This window comes from Archangium lansingense, assembly GCF_026626635.1.
Lineage (GTDB): Bacteria > Myxococcota > Myxococcia > Myxococcales > Myxococcaceae > Archangium > Archangium lansingense.
On sequence record NZ_JAPNKA010000001.1, the window covers coordinates 1 to 18,074 of the forward strand.

The following is an 18,074-nucleotide window of genomic DNA, read 5'->3' on the forward strand; positions in this document are numbered from 1 at the left end:
CCTGTGCGCATCTTCCTGTCGATGATCGCGGTGCAGGTGGTGCTGCTGGGCGTGCTGTTCTGGCACAACTGGTACAACGCGCTGTTCGTCTTCCTGCTGCCGATGTGCGTGTCGTTGTACGTGACGGCGTGGGCGACGTACTTCCACCACGTGGGGCTGGAGACGAAGGAGCACGCGGAGGCCTCGTACAACATCCTGCATCGGGGCTACAACCTGATGACGGGCAACCTGGGCTACCACACGGCGCACCACACCAAGCAGGGGTTGCACTGGTCGAAGCTGCCGCAGCTGCACGCGCAGATGGCGAAGGACATTCCGGCCACGCTCTACCGCCAGCCGGGCGTCCCCTTCGTGTGGAGCGGCTCGGAGGCCAAGCTGGAGCTGAGTGACGAGCAGGTGGCGGCGCTCGGTCAGGCACGGCCCGCGGGTTCCTGAGCCCTGACAGCTGAAGTGAAACACGGAGGGGCTCGCGGCGTACGCGGGCCCCTTGTCGTTTTCGCGCGACGCGTAGCTCAGTGCCCGGTGTCCAAGCCATGCCCATCCGCATGGCCGTTGCTCTGTCCGGTGCCATGGTCATCGGCGTGCCCGTTGCTCAGGCCGAGCGTGCTCGGGCCAATCATCTTGGGCAGCATCTGGGCCAGCACGAGGGTGGAGAGCGCGGACTGCTCGCCGCCGCCGCTGCGCACGACGACAGGTCGGGGCGCGTGGCGCATGAGGGACTCGGCGACCTTCAGCCGCCGCAGCGCGAGCTGGTACTGCAGCACGGCCCGGTTGTCCTGGTAGGACCTGCCCAGGTGTTGCAGCCCGCGCGCCTCGTTCTCTGCCTCCTTGAGGGTGGCCCGGCCGCGCGCCTCGATTTCCCAGCGCACGCGTTGGGCCTCGGTCTCCTTCTCCTGGAGCATCCGCGCCACGTCCTCGCGGGCCTTGTTGGTGGCGGCGTTGACCTCGACGAGCCGGGCATCGCGCACCTTCTTGGCGCGCTCTATCTCCATGAGCAGGCTGTCGGCGCGCTGCTTGCGGGTGAGCTCCCAGCCGCGGGCGTAGGCCTCCAGCTCCTTGGCGACGCGCTCGCGGGTGGCGAGGTGTTGCTGGTACTGGTCGGGGAGCTGCACGTCGGGGATGTTCGCGCCGATGATGCGCACGCCGTAGCGAGACATCTGCTTGTTGAGGTACACCTGCATGTCGCCCACGTCGCTGCCGCGCAGGTCATAGGCGCGCTCGGTCTGTACCTGGCGGCTGCGCTGGCGGATGGCGTCCTGCACGGCGCTGCTGAGCACCATGTCGAAGTTGCTGGCGCCGATGTTGCGCACGAAGGCGACAGGGTCCTCGATGCGGAACTTGAGGAAGAACTCGATGGACTTGAGTGGCACGTTCTCCTTGGTGGGGCAGGCCACCACGGGAGCGGTGTAGGGCACTTCCGTCGAGGTATCGACCACGGCCTCGACCTTGTCCCACGGCCACCAGAGGTAGTGCCGTCCGGGTGACAGCGTGCTGACGATCTCCCCGTAGCGCGAGAGGATGCCCGTGGTGCCCTGCTCTATCTCCACGATGGAGCCGCGCCACAGCCACAGCAGCGCGAGGGTGAGCGAGACGAAGGCGCCGAAGCCGGCCAGGGCGCGGACGAACCCGAGGTGGGCGAAGAGGGCCACGCCGGCCAGGTAGAACGCGAGGGCGGCGAGCACCAGCCAGCCATAGCGGCGCCGGTCCTTGGGGATGACAACGGGGACGACCTGTCCCTCCTCGCCCGAGCGCAGGAGGTGGCGGATGCGGCCCCAGGTGGCGACGGCCTCTTTGATCTTCGAGAACTCCTGATTCTTCACGGGGGTGCTCACGCCGGACCTCCTGGAGCCGCATCGTCGACGTGGGCTCCCGCCACGACCTCCTGAATCTGCTGTTCACGCGCCTGGATGCGCGCCTGGATTTCGCGCGTTCGTGCGCGGATGCTCTGGATGTCGGCCTCGCTGTAGAGCGCCTGGTCGGTGATGCCGAGCATGTGCCGCGCGGTCTCCAGGTAGTCGATGCGCTGGTCCTCCTCCACGCCGATGTCGATGATTTGAGGCAGGTGCCCGGCGACGGACTCGAGCCGGTCGAGCACGTCCTGCTGGAAGCGGTATTGGAGGATTTCGGGGAAGGAGGCGCTGCTGACGGCGCGGATGTCGAGCGCCTGGGCCTCGAGGAGGGCGGCGTTGGCCTTGGCGGCGCTCTCGGCCTCGCTCAGGAGCTGGCGGGCGTAGGCGTTGGCGCGGTGGATCTCCTTCTCGCGGGCGGTGTCGATCTGCGCCTGGTAGGTGGCGATCTCCGCGCGGATGGCGGAGAGCTTCTCCTGGAGCGAGGCGAGCTCCTTGTTGAGGTCGCCCTCATCCTGCTCCTTGCGCAGCTTGAGCTCGTACTGCCAGGTGTAGGCCTCCTTGGCGACGCGGACCATCTCCGGCGCGGCCAGGTCCATGCGGTACTCCTGACTGGAGGGCTCTGCGTGGGTGATGTTGGCGTTGACGAAGCGCACCGCGGGGAGGAACTGTTGGTTGAGGCTCTCGAGCATCGCCTGGGTGCTCTCGCCAATGAGGTCGTAGATGTCCTCGGCCTTCTGCTCGTAGATGAGGGCGCGGGTGACCTCGCTGATGGCGTTCTGGAGCTTCTCGGAGAAGCCCTTGGCGCCGCCGAGGGCGAAGATGAACTGAGCGGGGTCCTCGATCTTGAACTGGAGGAACAGGTCCACCGAGGCGTTGACGCGCTCGGCGGTGGGGGCCTCGCGGATGGGAGCGTTGTAGGGGTACTCGCGCGTGGTGTTGATGATGTAGCTGACGCGCTTCCAGGGATTGAGCAGGGCTTTGCGGCCCGGCCCGGCAATCTCTTCCAGCTTGCCGAAGCGGGTGATGAGGGCCTGACAGCCGTCGGGCACGTGGACGAAGCTGTTGCGCCACAGATTGAAGGCCGCGTAGCCGAGCAGGACCAGCCAGTAGTGAGGCCCGAACAGCGCGGTGGTGAGGGTGCGCAGGCCGGGCAGGTTGTCATCGAGGGCCGCGGTCACTCCCGCGCTGAAGAGGCCGAGGATCGCGAGTCCGAGGACGATGGCGACCCAGAAGTAGGAGCGGTGGTCCTTGGGGATGACGACAGGGGAGATGACGTTGGTGTACTGGCCCGAGTCGGCGTCGCGCTGGGGGAAGCTGCGGTTGACGATCTCCGCGGAGTCCTCGAGCGCGGCGCTCATCTGCTCGATGCGGGTGCCGGCGGCTTCACCCCGCTCGCGGGCGGAGAGGAAGTCGGAGGCATCGATGCGGAACTGCTCTATCTCCTTGCTCCGCGCCATCCGCTGGACGGTGTCCAGGGTCTCCTGCCATTTGCCCATGCGCGTCCCCCTGCATTCGTCGCAGACGCGGAAGGTAGAGGCGCCATCGCACATGAGCAGGGGACGGGAGGGAATAGCGCTGGTTGCTGAGCAGAGCGCCAGGAGAGCGTGGCCCTCTCAACAAGAGTCTCGTCCAGGAGGGTAGGACGTGGGCCTGGTGGGGTGAGGGCCTCACGCGGAGTGACTTTCATTGGGGAGCGTCTGGACTCCCGGTCGTGGCGTGGGCCGCCCACCAGGGAAGCGTTCGGCCCCAATGACTCTCGGGGTATCCTGGCCAGCCCACCTCGCTGCTCTCATCTGTGTGAAAGACGTATGACCTTGTTTCGGCACCCCGAGGATCGCATCCCCGTCCTGCTGTTCCTGTGCATGTTCGCGCTCGACGTGACGGTGTATTTCATGGCGAGCAGCTGGTGGCTGCCCATCCTCTGGTTCGGCCTTGGAATCATCCCCAAGGGGTGGATCAGCGCGTGGAACCACCACCATCAGCACCTGACGATGTTCCGTCACGCGCCGCTCAACCGGCTGTTGGAGGTGGTGTTCGGTTTCCAGACGGGAATCACGTCACACGCGTGGTTCCTGCACCACGTGGTGGGTCACCACATCAACTACCTGGACCAGGAGAAGGACGAGTCGCGGTGGAAGCGCACCGACGGCACCAGCATGGGCGAGGTGGAGTACTCGCTGATGACGACGCTCACGGCCTACCCGAGGGCGTTCAAGGTGGGGCGCAAGCACCCCAAGGCGCTGCGCGTCTTCCTGTCGATGATTGCGGTGCAGGTGGTGCTGCTGGGCCTGCTGTTCTGGCACAACTGGTACAACGCGCTGTTCGTGTTCCTGCTGCCGATGTGCGTGTCATTGTACGTGACGGCGTGGGCGACGTACTTCCACCACATGGGGCTGGAGACGAAGGAGCACGCCGAGGCCTCGTACAACATCCTTCACCGGGGCTACAACCTGCTGACGGGAAACCTGGGCTACCACACGGCGCATCACACCAAGCACGGGCTGCACTGGTCGAAGCTGCCGGCGCTGCACGCGCAGATGGCGAAGGACATTCCCGCCACGCTCTACCGCCAGCCGGGCATCCCCTTCGTGTGGAGCGGCTCGGAAGCGAAGCTGGCGCTGAGTGACGAGCAGGTGGAGTCACTCGCCCGTCCGGGGTGAGCCGCGGGGCGCGAGGGCGAGCGGCGTGCTGGACGCCGCTCACTGCTGGGCGATGGTCAGGTCCAGCACGGTGATGGACCAGGGCGGCAGGAGCACCTGCATGCTGCTGCCCGCCTGGAAGAAGGACTTGCGCTCGGCGAAGCCCGAGGGCTCGCCCGAGTAGCCCATCACCCGAGCGTTGGTCACGTTGCCGCAACCCTTGAACTCCACCTGGGTGCTGCGGGCCGCGTCCGGCTCCAGGTTGAGGGCGATGGCCACCACGCGCTTGCCGTCATCGCTGCGCGAGGCGAACAGCGACATTCCCTGCGAGTCCGAGGCCTTGTCGAACTTCGCGGGCACGAAGTTGTCCTGGAAGCGCCCACCCTTGCCGTCGAAGTTACGGAAGGCGCGGAAGGCCCAGAAGGTGGGGCTGCGGCTGGGCGGGTAGGTGAAGAGGAAGGCCGAGGTGAGGTTGTACTCGGCGAAGCGCCCCAGGGCCTCGGCCTGCGCGAGGCCTCCGCTCATGTGCCCCGTGGCGCCGAAGTTGTACTCGCCGATGGAGAGGCCGCGGCCCGGGTAGTTCTCCGCCACCCAGCGCTTCATGCGCGGGATGAGCTCGACGGAGTCGTCTATCCACGACTCGTCCTTGTACTTCGGGTCCCACAGCGCGCGCGTGGAGCGGATGCGCCGCGCCGAGGTGTCCGGGTCCGTCTCGCCCCGCTCCTCGAAGCCGATGCCATTGCCCTGCGGGTAGAAGTGCAGATCCACCACGTCGAGGATGCGCACGCCGGTCTGCTTCTCGTGCTCGGCGAGCTTCTTCAGGTACCAGGGCAGCAGCGCCACATTGCCGTGGGCCTTGCGGTCCTTCTTGTTGCCACCGGGCGCCACGTCCGCCGCCGAGTTGAAGTAGTTCGTCCAGCCCCACTCGGCGGGGCCCGCGATGATGGCCTCGGGGTCCGCATGGCGGATGGCGGTGCCGTAGGCGATGGAGCGCTCGATCAGCTCGTCGTAGGTGACGGGGTCCGGGTGCACGTCCCGATGCGTGGTGTTCCAGAGCATCGGCTCGTTATCGAGGATGTACTGGTGCACGGTGCGGCCGCGCGTCTTGTCCTTCTCGCGGAGGGTGCGCACCCACTCGTTGATGAAGGAGGGCGGCGCCTCGACACTCGTCTGAGTGGGAGGCAGCGGCGAGAGGCCCTCACCGGAGCGGGAGATGCCGTTGCCGGCGTCCGTCACGTCCGGGTCCATCTTCTGCTGCTCGCCGAAGAGGGACTTCGGGAAGCCGACGGAAGTGGAGTCCTTGGCCACCCAGCCGAGCATGGGCACGGTGAGGGCGGACTGGAGCCCGCGCTGCTGATTGGCCTGGAGGAAGCTGTCGTAGGTGTACTGAGGGCTGGTGCCGAGGACGATGTTGCGGAAGAAGTAGTCGTTGGCCGTGTTCCAGACGTTGCCCAGCTTCCAGTTGTAGCGGGAGGTGGGGTTGCCGCCCCAGCGGCGCGCGGTGGCGCCCAGCTCCCACTGGTGGCTGTCTTTGAGCTCGCGCAGGTTGTTGAAGGCGATGCCGTAGATGAGCGGGCTGATGGGGTGACCGGGCTGCGTGCAGTCCACCACCACCTTGGAGGACTTGGCGTCTCCGAGCGCAATACGGCCTCCGCCCACCGCGGACGCGTCCGGGGGCGCCTGCTGCGCAACGGCGGTGCTGGCGGTGATGAGCCGAGCCAGGCCCACCTGGTTCAGCTCCACCCAGTCCCTCTCCACCTTCTTGTGCGCGCGCACGACGAGCTGCGTGAAGGGCACCTTCTCCGGGTTGAGCTCGTCCATGGGGACGAACACCTGCGTCCACTCGCCCTCGCGCGCGGTGACGTACGTGTCCGACAGCCGCACGCGGGGGAAGAGCGTCTCACCCTCGGAGTCCAGCCGCAGCTCGAGGAAGTCTCCGAAGCCCGCGGGCGCCTTGTAGCGCAGCGCGACGCCGTCGTACTCGGCGGCCAGGCCCTTCTTGTGGAGAATCCAGCCGCCCAGGTTGGCCATGCGCAGCTTCGCCGGAGTGGCTCCCTTCAGCTCGCGCTCGGACCAGCCGCGGTCCTCCCAGCCCGGCTTCAGCCCGTTGTCATAGGCCAGCTCCACGGGCTCGACGAGGGCGCGGGGGGCCTCGCCCGGCTGCAGGGCCTGCATCGCCAGAGGCGTGCCCTCGGCGGGCGTCATGCCACCGGGGGCGGTGAGGCCCACCTGATCCATCTCCACCCAGTCGTTGCCCACCTTCTTGTAGGCGCGGATGACGAGCCGGCTGAAGGGCACCTTCTCCGGGTTGAGGTGCTCGAAGGGGATGAAGAGCTGAACCCACTCGCCCTCGCGGCGCGCCACGTGGCTTCCGTCCACGCGCACGCGGGGGAAGAGCGTCTCGCCCTCGGAGTCCAGCCGCACCTCGAGGAACTCACCGAAGCTCGCGGGGGCCTTGTAGCGCAGCGCCAGTCCGCCGAAGTCGCCCTGGATGCCCTTCTTGTGCAGCATGAAGCCGCCCAGGTTGGCCAGGCGCATCTTCGCGGTGCCCGGGTGCTTGGAGTCTCTCTCGGACCAGCCCTCGTCCTTCCAACCCGGCTGGAGGCCGCCGGCCCAGGCCGCCTCGGTGAGCGGGGGAATGTTGTAGACGCCCGAGGGCGAGACCGCCGTGGCGGGAGTGGCCGCCTGGGAGGTGTTCTGCTTGCAGGACGTCAGCACGGGCGCGCACAGGTACACGCCGGCCAGCAGGGCCGCTCGAGCCCTCCTGCCACGCGCTGGTGCGCTGCTCCTGCTGGCCCCGCGCATCACTCGCCGTCCACGTCCTTGCGGGGGATGATGCGCGCGGGGATGCCCACCGCCACGCTGTCCGGGGGGATGTCCTGGAGCACCACCGCATTGGCGCCGATGCGCGAGCGGGCGCCCACGGTGATGGGGCCGAGGATGCGCGCGCCGGCACCCACCCACACGTCATCCTCGATGACGGGGTAGCCGTCGTCCTTGGCGGTGCCCACGGTGTTGTTGCCGTAGAAGCGCACGCGGTTGCCCACCTTCGCGTCGCCGCCCACCACGGTGCCCAGGCTGTGGACGAAGTACACGCCGCTGCCCAGCTCCACGTCCTTGCCGATTTCGACGCCCAGCACCGCCGTCTGTGCCACGCGCAGCGCGTGGTTGCCGAGCGGGATGCCCAGCCCGCGCGCCGCCTCGCGCAGCCGCTGCAGCGCCAGCACCCGATAGCCGTCCGAGGTGAGCACCATGGCGGCCACGGCCTTCACTCCAGGCTGGCCGTACTCGGAGCTCGCCACCTGCACCGCGTCGTCCTTGAGGGCCTTTGCCAGCTTCAGCACCTGGCCGGGCTTGCCGCTGGTGAAGGCGAAGCGGGCCACGTGCCGAGCTGCCTTCGAGAGAGAGCCCGCCTCGGTGCGCGCGCCGCGCAGGTACTCCATGACGTAGCTCACCGAGGTGCCCGCGAAGGCCGCCTTCTGCAGCCCCACCTTGTCCGCCAGCCGCGCCCAGCCCATCACCACGTGCGTCACCGGACGGGTGGCCTCGGGCGCCATCACCACGGCGGCCAGCAGCGGCCGGGCCAGCGGGTTCATCTCGAAGAGGTAGCGCCAGGGGCTCACCTGCGGCACGTCCGGGTGCTTGGCCGCCACGCGTATGTCGAAGACGCCGTAACGGTTCGCCCGCTTCAGCCACTTCTCGAAGCTGGTGTGATCCGAGCCGTGCAGCACGTACGCCTCGGTGCAGAACTCGAAGCGGCAGCCGGCCTTCTCCAGGCGCAAGCCCAGCTCGATGTCCTCGGACTGGCCCAGGCTCTTGTCGAAGCCGCCGGCGGCTACGTAGTCCTCGCGGCGGAACGAGACGTTGCCGGTGAAGAGCTGCCAGCCGTGAGCGCGCCGCTTGGGGCCGCTCATGCTCGCGGCGATGCGGTTGTTGAGCCACGCGTACCACCGCTCGAAGAGCGGCATGTTGGAGATGGCCGGGTCCGGGCGGATGCTGCCGATGACGACGTTGCGCGAGCCGCGCGGGTGACGCGCCAGGTGCTTCGCGAGGAAGTCCTCGGCCACCTGCATGTCGTCGTCGGTGATGAGCACCACCTCGCCGCGCGCCGCGATCACGCCGCGGTGACGGGCCGCCGCCGCTCCAGCGTTGGCCTGAGTCTCCACGCGCAGCGAGAAGGGCAGCGTCAGCTTCTCCAGGTGGGGCGCCGCCGGCTCGCGCGAGCCGTCATCCACCACCACCACCTCGAAGTCCGAGGCGGGCAGTGTCTGCCGGGCGAACTGCCCCAGCAGGCGTTGGATGAGGTCCACGCGGTTGTAGGTGGCAACGACGACGCTCAGCCGCGGGCGCAAGGCCACGGGCCGAGGTGGAACGGCGGCGCCAGAGGCGCCGTTGGCTGCGCTCATTTCTTCGGAGCTCCGGACGTGGGCTGGAGGGTAACGCTCCCGAGGAAGCGCTCCTTCCCAATCAGGTCCAGCGTACGGCGAGCCGAGGTGTAATCCGAAGTGCCGAGTGAGACGCACAGCAGCGCCCGCTCGGCCGCCAGGGCGACTTCCAGGCCCACGGGGTTGGCCACCACGGAGTCGAGCAGCACCACCACCCGGTCTCCCTGCTCCACGTAGGCCATCATCTCGGCCACCACGTGCTGGGCGGCGCCGAGCTCCAGGCCTTCCGCGTCCAGGAAGTGCACCGGCGTGCTGCTCTGCTTGTTGGCCACCTCGAGGATGGCCTGCACCACCTGCAGTCCAGAGCCGCTCTCGTGCGAGGGCACCACCACCAGCGACGACCACCGGCCGCGCTGGTTGAGCATCGCCCACAGGTGCAGCAGGGTGCTGGAGGGGGCGGAGCTGGCGGGCTTCTGCTGAGGAACCGGCTGCTGCTGCTGGGGCTGCTGCTGCTCGATGAGCTCGGTCGTACCTTCCCCGTTGGGGGGCGGTCCCGGAGGAGACGCGAGAGCGGACTGCGGGCGGGTGCCACGAACCACCGACAGCGGCTGCACCACTCGCCGCTGGTCCGGTGGATTCGGACCTCCGTTCCGCGAGCCACCCTTGGTCTTCTTGTCGCGAGGCTCGAACATGGACAAAGCCATGTTACCGCGTTGCCGGGCGTTTGGCATCTCGGAAGAGGCGGAACCAGGGCCCTGAGTGTCGTATTTTCGTGGCCTCTTCGGTCTGCGGTGCGGTATCATACCAGATTTCCTACTGGGCTGGCCGATTTCTCAGTCTCTGAGACTTCTTTTCGTCGAGGCTGAGGCGCCGGCCACGCATTGGTCACCGTGGCCAGCTTTCCGGAGCAGGTGGCCGCCATCGCCACCAGGATGGTGCCCAGCCAGCTGATGGTCCCCATGTCGCCGAAGCACTGGTTGATATAGGCCACAATCACCGACATGGCCACCAATCCGCCAGCGCGGGCCTCCGGCTCATGGGCGCGGTGGTAGGCGCGGACTGTCAGGAACATGGCGATGGAGATCCACGCCCAGATGCCCGAGAAGCCGATGATGCCGCCGTAGGCGAGCATTCCGAGGACGGAGTTGTGGGGGTGGTAGAGGTAGTCGGCGAAGGCGTGGGAGATGTCCGGCAGCTTTATTTTTTCGAGGAAGGGGTGCCCCCAGCCGGTGCCGAGGATGGGGTGCTGCTCCCAGGTGTAGACGACGTCGATGTTCTCGATGTCGCGGTAGTCGAGCTGCCCCTTCTGGAGGTTCTCGCCCTCCACCAGGGACTTGAAGATGCCGACGATGCCGAAGATGCCGGTGGGGTTCTGCCAGCCCACGGCGAGGTAGAAGGGGAAGAGGGGCGCCACGAACATGCCGGCGCGGGTGGCATAGCGCTTCACCCAGCTCCACGGGCTGACGACGTACACGGCGATGAGGCTCAGCGTGAAGCTGACGTAGGCCAGGCGCCGGTCGTTGTAGTGCATGCCCATGAGGATGACGGAGCACACCCAGACCATGCGCCAGAAGTTCTTGCGGATGGGCTGCTCCATCCACGAGCTGACGGCGATGACCAGGCCGGTGACGTACAGCACCGTGTCCGAGTGCGTGGTGGCGTACTCGTGGTACAGGCCGCGGGGCCGGGCGATGGTGAGGATGAAGAAGGCGCCCAGGAAGGCCTTCACGCAGCAGCCCACGATGACGATGCGCCCGATGGTGCGGAAGTCCTCGGGGCCGCGCAGGGCGACGTTGAAGAGCGCGATCAGCAGGGGTATCACCAGCATCTGGTGCCACTGCCACTTGGCGACGACCGAGTTGCCGCCGTTGATGTAGATGCCCCACACCTGCACCCAGAGGATGGTGGCCGTCTGGAGGAGCAGCCCGAGGACGAGTGGCTTGGGCAGCGGCGGCGTGGGAGGGCCATCGATGGTGATGCCCATGGCGCGCCGGTAGGCATTGAGCCCCAGCAGGCCAACGGTGGCCAGGTCAATGAGGGGCAGGGACATGCCCGGCTTGGTGAAGAGCAGCAGGCCGGGGAAGTACAGCGGCGACTGCCAGTGGCCTTCGTAGGGCACCTCGGTGACGAGGTCCACCGTGACGGCCATGGCGAAGAGCGCGAGCGCCAGCGTGCGTATCTTCTGCTGGCACACCCACCACCCGCCGACGACGGCCGCCACCGGCAGCAGCGCGACGGCCGGGGCGAGGACGAGCAGGCCCAGAGTCGCCAGCACCAGCAGGGCCAGCGACGCCATGAAGACGAGAGGGCGGGAGAGGAAATCCTGGATCATCGTCCGGAGCGGGCCGAGCTTCCGCCGTCAGCTCAGGGCTTGGGGGCCTCGCGCGTGGTGCGCACCCACTCGCCCTTCTTCTCCTCGGGACGGCTGAGCACCAGCCAGACCTTCCAGGCCACGTAGAAGGGCGCCCACGCCAGGGCCGTGAGGCCCGACAGGCCCATGCCGGACACCCACCAGCCGCGCATCACGTAGAGCACCAGCGCCAGCAGGCTCGCCGCCGCCGCGTACGCGGACAGCGCCAAGTGCCCCTGCCACAGCGACAGTGCCCCCGAGGCCACCGCCACGGCCACCGCGCCCAGCGCCACCCAGCTCAGCGGCGGCACCAGCAGGTCCACGGCCAGGTCCACCAACACCTTGTCGCCCTTGCGCAGGCCCTCGGCGAGCAGCGGCAGGCCGAACTTGCGCGTCATCGCCATGCGCCCGCCATCCCAGCGGCGGCGCTGCGAGCGCGCGGCCTTCTCGCTCGTCACCATCTCACCCAGCGCCTCGGCCTCCCAGGCGTAGTGCACGCGCTGGCCGGCCTTGCCCAGGCGGATGCCGTACTCCAGGTCCTCCACGATGGAGAAGGCCTCGTGAGGCACCTGGCGGATGATGGCGTGGGTGAAGCACATGCCGTTGCCGCGCAGGCCGCACGAGACGCCCAGCCGCTCACGGCCCAGCGAGCGCACCTTGTGGAAGAGCGCCATGGCCACGGCCATCAGCCGCGTGCGCCACGAGGCATGCGGGTTGAGCACGCCGTAGTGCGCCTGCACCGCCTGTGCACCCGCCTCCAGCCGCAGCCCGAAGGCGTGCAGCAGGTTGGACGTCACCTCGGTGTCCGCGTCCACCACCACCACCGCGTCGGCGAAGCCGTCCACCAGGCTCCGCTCGAAGGCGAGCTGGAGGGCATAACCCTTGCCGCGCAGCTCCTTGTTGTGGCGCACCAGCACCGTGGCGCCGGCCTCTCCCGCCCGGTCCGCCGTGGCGTCCGAGCAGTTGTCCGCCACCACGATGATGCGCCGCAGCTCCACCGGGTAGTCGATGCGGGAGAGGTTGGACACCGTGCGGGCGATGCCAGCCTCCTCGTTGTGCGCCGGGATGATGATGTCGAACTTGAGCCGCGGCGCCACCTGGGGCGGTGCTTCCTTCTTCCCCGACAGGAGCGTGAGGAGCAGGAGGTAGCCCGTGGCGGCGAGCACCGGCAGGGCCAGGAGGACGAGCAGCAGGTCGAGAATCATGGAGGCGGACTTCGATGAGGACTTCGGGAGGAGCTAGCGGGTGGAAGAGGAGGTCGGAGTGTCGAAGTGGGGTGCCTCCAGCTCAGCGAGGACGGGCAGCCCCAGTCCGCGCCGGACCTGCCAGGCCTGCAAGAGCTGGCCGCTGAGCACGTCGCGCGCGAGCGCCGCGAAGACGCCCAGCAGCAGCCCCGCGAAGATGCCGCCGAGGGCGATCACCTTCGCGTTGGGCTTCACCGGGGTGCGGGGGAACTCGGCCGGAGTGAGCAGGGTGTAGCGGTACTTGAAGGAGGCCTCGGCGATGTCGCGCTCCAGCTTCGCGGAGTCGATGCGCTTGCGCAGCTGCTGCATGATGATGGTGCGCGACTGCAGCTCGTCCAGGGACGAGACCGCCTGGGGATTCTCTCGCACCGCCGGGAGGATGCCCATCAGCACGCGCTCCAGGCCGTACGGGTCCGGCACCGGCTCGTCGGGGAACGGCACCGAGCCACCGCCGAAGCGCTCGTACTCCTGGGTCAGCTCATCCTCCTCGTTCTGCAACACCGCCGTATTCGGCGAGCCCTTGGCCCGCAGCCCGGCGATGCGCTGCTGGAGCTCGAGGATGTTCGGGTGGTTCTCCCCGTACAGCTTGCGCTGCGCCACCAACTCCGCGTTGAGCCCTTCCAGGCGCCGGTTGTGCTGCTCCTCGGAGTCCGAGATGGCGCGCCGCTTGGAGCGGATGAGGAAGCGCAGCTCCGCCAGGTGCTGGTTCGTGTTGAAGCCGCCCACGCGCGGATCACCCACCGCGCGACGGCGCTCGATCATGATCTGCGCGAAGATCTTGTCGAACTCGCCGAAAGCCTTCTTGTAGTTCTCGTTGGCGACCTTCGCATGCTCCTCGAGGATGCTGAGCGCGTCGGTGATGCTGGCGAGCTCCTCCTTCTGGCGTGCCTCGAGGAAGCTCTGCTGCGCGGCCTCCACCAGCTCGTAGGCGAGCTGAGGATCCGGCCAGGTGATGCCAATGGCCACCTTGCCGTCCTCGGTGTTCACGAAGAGGGACTTCTCCAGCATGCCCACCATGGCATCCAGCTTGATGTCCTCGCTGGGGCGCCCGGACAGCAGGTGCATCACCGAGTCCTTGAAGCGCAGCAGCGGGGCGCGCGTGGCATCCCAGCGGTCCAGCAGGTTCACCCGCTTGATGATCGCCACCAGGTTCTCGCGGCGCATCACCGCCTGGGCGGCCGAGCGCGTCACCGAGTCCACCTCGCCGGGCGGGCGCAGGGGGTTGGGCGGATCAGGATCCAACGCCGCGATGCGGTCCGGGTTGACCAGCGCGGCGATGGTGGAGGCACGCTTGGGCAGCAGCGAGGCCTCGGAGTAGTAGCTGCGCGGCAGGAACTTGGCGAGCGCCAGCCCCAGCGCCGCCGTCACCACGAAGGTGGCCAGCGCCAGCAGCTTGTGGCGCAGCACCGCGTTCTTCACGAAGCCGATGTAGTCGCGCAGCGCCTCCCAGTCGAAGATCTGGGCCTGCGCGCGCTCCACCTCGGGCAGCTCGTCACGGGACTGGGCCATGGCCCTCTACGCCTCCTTCCTCGGGCGCGCCGCCATCACACGCTCCACCTGCTGGCGCAGCTCCTCGGGGGTGAAGGGCTTGATGAGGTAGCCGCTCGCGCCTGCCTCCTCGGCCTGCGCGCGGTCCATCGTCTGCGTGCGCGCGGAGATCATCAGCACTGGCACGTCCTGCAGGCCCGGCGTGGCGCGGATGTGCTCGCACACTTCGTAGCCGGAGATGTCCGGCAGAGTCAGGTCCAGACACACCAGGTCCGGACGCTCCACGGCCAACAGCTCCTTGGCCGCCTGCCCGCTGAAGGCCTCCAGCACGCGGGTGTAACCGATGCTCTGCAGCATGTCGCTGAGCATCCTGCGGAACATGGGCGAGTCCTCGACGACGAGGACGGTTGTTCCTTGCTGCTGCATAGAATCTCTCAGGCCTTTTCTCAGTCTTCCATCTGCGTCCAGACCACCAGGACGAGGAAGGCGTAGATGAAGTTGTACGCCACGAACATCACCACTGCCCGTTTTACGCCCCGCACTGCGTTGCGTTCGCGCGCCGCCAGGCTCGGCAGGATGAGGATGGCGTACAGCACCGACATCAGGATGAACTTCTTCATGGCCTGGTGCGCCTAAAGCCTACCACGGTCATAGCGGACCACCAATCCAACGCTGGTGTACCACTGGCTGACAGGTTGATGGCCAATGACCACGTGCTTTGTCCAGGTGTACCAGCCCTTCCCCTGCATGAAGAGGTAGCGGGAGAGCGGCAGCGGATAGAGCGCCTCGATTTCAGCGCGCATCTCGGCGTCGCCGCGGTGGACGCCACTGGTGAGCGGGTGGGCGTAGCGGAGTTTCCCCAGCACCTTGGCCTCGCGCCGGCCCTTCCACTCCAGGTCGAGCCCCACATCGGCTCGGGGGATGAGCTGGGTGCTAAGGGGATCCATGTATGGCAGATAACGCGCGCGCACCTTGGCCTGTACCGGCCAATGGTTGCCAAGGGGAACGGGGGCTTTGAGCGAGGTTTCCAGGGTGGGCATGACCACGCTGGTTGGCAACTCGTCTGGTCGCCGAGGGTACGTCCGACCCACCGCGATACCAGGCTCGACGCTCAGGTCCACCAGGGGGGAGAACTGGTGCTGGAGGCCGGGCGCGAACTGGAGGAGGGAATCGCGGTTGCCGGTGGAGAAGGCCACGTCCCGGCCGTACAGCGACAGGGTGAAGGAGTCGCGGGGCGTGACGCCATAGAAGGCCTGCACGCGCAGCTCGGGGTAGCGCTGTTGCGGGTAGGCCGCGTCGCCGCGCTTCAAGGGACGTACGGGGCCATCCAGCAGACCGTTGACGACCCAACCGAGTGTGCCGGCGATGGCCAGGCGCTTGATGCCGAGCGACGTCCAGAAGCCCGCCGCGGTCTCCGTGTAGATGTAGGCGCTGTCCTTGCGGTACGTCTTGGCGGCAGGTACCGCCGGAAGGCTGCCCGTCCCGGGGCCCCCGTAGTTCTCGAAGGGGAAGTTGCCGAAGGTCGTGGTGTGGACGCCCAGCAGGTAGAAGTCGCGGCGGATTTTGTAGTCGGCGCGCGTGTAGACGGACTGGAGGATCTCCAGCGACGGGCGCGCGAACGCCTGGCGGATGAGGAACTGCGGCTCGTAGGCGAACTTCACCTCGAGCAGGTTGGTGTAGAGGACGCCCTCCAGGCGCGGGACGACGAGGAGGTCGTTCAACACCGGGGAGCTCGGCGTCTCGGTGAGCAGCGGCGTGCGGACGACGGACTCGAGGCGGGCCGAGGCCTTGTATTTGACGGCCGGTGCGGAGGCCACCAGCAGCCAGCCGAGGGCCAGTGCGGGCAGCGCCATGGGTTTACTCCACCACCAGCACGTCGCCCGTCTTCAGACGGAAGGTCGGGGCGGAGCCCTCGTTGCGCGTGAGGGCCTCGTAGGTGAAGCGGATGCGCACCGGGGTGGGGTAGCCGGGCTCCCTGCGCAGCACGTAGATGGCGTCGTCGCGCGCGTAGTCGGTGAAGCCGCCGGCCTCGGAGAGCGCCTGCAGCGGACCGGAGCCCGAGTCGAGCAGCTTCTTGCCCGGGTTGCGCACCTCGCCGAGCACGGAAATCTTCACGGGCTGGGCCTCGTCCACGATGACGGTGACGACGGGGTTGGCCACCAGGTCCTTGAGCTTCTGCTCCATGGCGCGGGCCAGCGCGGCGGGAGTCGACCCGGCGGCGTCCACGTCGTTGAGGAGCGGCAGGCTGATGCGGCCATCATCGCGCACGCGCAGGCGCGAGGTGAGCTCGCGCTGGTTCCACACGTTGACGTTGAGGATGTCGCCCTTGCGGATGACGTAGCTGTCGTCCTGCTGCTGGACCTGGGGCTCGCGGTAGTCGTCCACCCAGACGAAGCGGCCCGGCTGGTAGCAGGCCGACAGCAGCAGGAGCGTGGCCAGCAGGGGCCAGCGGCGGAGGGAGTGGAGGGAGGGCATGCTCATGGTGGACAGAGAGGGCTTCATGCGGCGCGGACCTCGGAGGAAGGCGGTCCGGAGGGAGGCGGCTCGGCGGCGGCCTGGGGCTTGCGGCGGTTGCGCACCATGCGCACCAGTCCGAGCACCTCGTCCTTACGCACCGCACCGGTGAGGAGGATGAGGGAGAGGTAGACGGTGCCATCCACCACCAGCCGGGCGAGGCCGCGCACCAGGTCTCGCTCATCGAGTCCCAGCTGGCCCAGCAGCAGGTGGACGGCGGTGACGCTGGCGCACACCCCGAGCGTCTTGCCCAGCACGGCGAGCGAGCGCGCGTCCCAGGCCCGTGAGCCGATGGCGTACACGAGGATGATGGTGACGAGCACCTCGCAGGTGGCCAGGGTGATGGCGGTGGCACTCGCGCCGCCCGCGGGACCCAGCCAGCGCAGGAAGGGCGGGATGAGCAGCAGGTTGAGCACCGGGTTGAGCACCGCGGCCAGGATGGAGGTGCGCGTCACCGTCCAGGTGCGGTTGGCAGCCATCAGCCAACTGCCGCACACCGTGGCCACGTAGGTGAGCACGAAGATGGGGGCGAGCAGCCGCAGCACCGGCGCGGCCGGTAGGTACTCCTCGCCGATCAGCAGCCGCACCCATGTCTCGGAGCCCAGTGCCAGCGCGAGCGTCACGGGGACGGACACGGAGACGACGCCCTCCAGCCCCAGGCGGAGAATCCGGGTGGACTCCTCCTGGGAGGTGGCCGCCGCGCGTGACATCATTGGCAGCAGCACCCAGCCGAGGATGGGCGAGAGCAGCATCGTCATGCCGGCAATCCCCCAGACGGCGCCGTAGTAACCCACCTCCGTCTTGTTGGCCACCATGCCGAGGATGCTGACATCCACGCGGCCGTTGGTGGCCAGCGCCGCCTCGTTGATGAAGAAGGGCAGGGCGGCCGTCAGCGCGGTGACGGTGGAGCGCGCGTCCAGCCGCAGCTTCAGTTCTGCGTGCTTGCGCGTGAGGTGGAAGAGGAACACGGCCTTGACGATCTCCGCACCGATGAAGGGCGCGGCGAGCCACGGCAGCGGAGCGCCCAGCAGCAGCACGAGCACCAGCCCGCTGCCGTTGAGGCACTTCATCACCACATGGGCCACGGACAGCCCATCCACCTTCTCGCGGGCGTGCAGGACGGCGGCGAGGATGGCGTTGAGGCGGAAGAAGAACTGGTAGGTGCCCAACAGCAGCGCGAGCAGCTGTACTTCGGGAGGCTCGCCCCCGGCGCGCATGACGAGCAGCATGGCGCCGATGAGTCCCAGCGCCATCCCGAGCTGCAACAGCAGCGTGCCGCCGAAGAACTCGCTGGCGTGGTCCTTCCGGACGGCCACCTCCTTGCGGATGTAGACGTCCAGACCCATCGCGCTGAGCACGAAGAAGGCGCCGGAGAAGCCGTTGGCCCAGTTGTACTGGCCATAGCCCATCGGGCCGAGGATGCGAGGCATCAGCACCTGCAGGGCGAACGCGATGCCATACGTCACCATCAGCGAGCCGCCCAACTTCACGGCGTTTCGCAAAGAGGTGTGGGCATCCACTGCGCTCGTCTGGGGCGTTTCGATGACAGGTTCCTCGACAGGGATGGCGGCGTCCAGTGAACGACACGGGTACCCCCCCGTCAA

15 protein-coding genes are annotated in these 18,074 nt (G+C 67.9%); 2 read left to right on the top strand and 13 right to left on the bottom strand.

What is annotated here, in order from left to right; all coding sequences use genetic code 11:
• On the top strand, positions 1-435 hold a 435-nt coding region (locus tag OV287_RS00005), incomplete at its 5' end, for a fatty acid desaturase (protein WP_267531874.1).
• 77 nt (positions 436-512) lie between these two features.
• On the opposite strand, the gene OV287_RS00010 is transcribed toward OV287_RS00005, so the two are convergent.
• Together OV287_RS00010 and OV287_RS00015 are read right to left on the bottom strand one after the other, a co-directional pair.
• Complete coding sequence (locus OV287_RS00010; protein WP_267531875.1) at positions 513-1,832, bottom strand: SPFH domain-containing protein; 1,320 nt, start codon at positions 1,830-1,832, stop codon at positions 513-515.
• Positions 1,829-3,346 carry an SPFH domain-containing protein gene (locus OV287_RS00015; protein WP_267531876.1) on the bottom strand — a complete coding sequence of 506 codons (1,518 nt, stop codon included), beginning with the start codon at positions 3,344-3,346 and terminating at the stop codon, positions 1,829-1,831. The genes OV287_RS00010 and OV287_RS00015 overlap by 4 nt, the downstream gene beginning before the upstream one ends.
• A gap of 312 nt (positions 3,347-3,658) precedes the next feature.
• On the opposite strand from OV287_RS00015, the gene OV287_RS00020 reads away from it, so the two are divergent.
• Entirely contained in the window at positions 3,659-4,510 is an 852-nt protein-coding gene (locus tag OV287_RS00020; RefSeq protein ID WP_267531877.1) for a fatty acid desaturase family protein, read from the top strand.
• Between the two features lie 39 nt (positions 4,511-4,549).
• On the opposite strand, the gene OV287_RS00025 is transcribed toward OV287_RS00020, so the two are convergent.
• From OV287_RS00025 to OV287_RS00075, 11 genes are all read right to left on the bottom strand, one after another.
• Positions 4,550-7,294, bottom strand: coding sequence for a glycoside hydrolase family 44 protein (locus tag OV287_RS00025; RefSeq protein WP_267531878.1), 2,745 nt, complete (start codon positions 7,292-7,294; stop codon positions 4,550-4,552).
• A complete protein-coding gene (gene epsD, locus OV287_RS00030; protein WP_267531879.1) occupies positions 7,294-8,895 on the bottom strand; it encodes an exopolysaccharide biosynthesis glycosyltransferase EpsD in 1,602 nt (533 codons plus the stop codon). Before epsD ends, OV287_RS00025 begins: the two co-directional genes overlap by 1 nt.
• Positions 8,892-9,578: a hypothetical protein gene (locus tag OV287_RS00035; RefSeq protein ID WP_267531880.1), complete on the bottom strand. Its 687-nt coding sequence runs from the start codon at positions 9,576-9,578 to the stop codon at positions 8,892-8,894. The genes epsD and OV287_RS00035 overlap by 4 nt, the downstream gene beginning before the upstream one ends.
• 95 nt (positions 9,579-9,673) lie before the next feature.
• On the bottom strand, positions 9,674-11,206 hold the full coding sequence (gene wzy / locus OV287_RS00040; protein ID WP_267531881.1) for an exopolysaccharide repeat unit polymerase: 1,533 nt from the start codon (positions 11,204-11,206) through the stop codon (positions 9,674-9,676).
• Positions 11,207-11,238: 32 nt separating this feature from the next.
• The gene (gene epsU / locus OV287_RS00045) at positions 11,239-12,429 is read right to left on the bottom strand and encodes an exopolysaccharide biosynthesis GT2 family glycosyltransferase EpsU (protein ID WP_267531882.1); all 1,191 of its coding nucleotides are present in this window, start codon (positions 12,427-12,429) and stop codon (positions 11,239-11,241) included.
• Positions 12,430-12,462: 33 nt separating this feature from the next.
• On the bottom strand, positions 12,463-13,977 hold the full coding sequence (locus OV287_RS00050) for a GumC domain-containing protein (RefSeq protein WP_267531883.1): 1,515 nt from the start codon (positions 13,975-13,977) through the stop codon (positions 12,463-12,465).
• 6 nt (positions 13,978-13,983) lie between these two features.
• Positions 13,984-14,382 (bottom strand): response regulator, encoded by a 399-nt coding sequence (locus OV287_RS00055; RefSeq protein WP_267531884.1) that lies wholly within the window; start codon positions 14,380-14,382, stop codon positions 13,984-13,986.
• Positions 14,383-14,402: 20 nt separating this feature from the next.
• Positions 14,403-14,576, bottom strand: a complete 174-nt coding sequence (locus OV287_RS00060) for a hypothetical protein (RefSeq protein ID WP_267531885.1) — start codon at positions 14,574-14,576, stop codon at positions 14,403-14,405.
• A gap of 12 nt (positions 14,577-14,588) precedes the next feature.
• Positions 14,589-15,809, bottom strand: coding sequence for a hypothetical protein (locus tag OV287_RS00065; protein WP_267531886.1), 1,221 nt, complete (start codon positions 15,807-15,809; stop codon positions 14,589-14,591).
• Positions 15,810-15,813: 4 nt separating this feature from the next.
• Positions 15,814-16,458 carry an exopolysaccharide export protein EpsY gene (gene epsY, locus OV287_RS00070; protein WP_267531887.1) on the bottom strand — a complete coding sequence of 215 codons (645 nt, stop codon included), beginning with the start codon at positions 16,456-16,458 and terminating at the stop codon, positions 15,814-15,816.
• Positions 16,455-17,972, bottom strand: coding sequence for a flippase (locus tag OV287_RS00075; protein ID WP_267531888.1), 1,518 nt, complete (start codon positions 17,970-17,972; stop codon positions 16,455-16,457). Before OV287_RS00075 ends, epsY begins: the two co-directional genes overlap by 4 nt.
• Between the last annotated feature and the right edge of the window lie 102 nt (positions 17,973-18,074).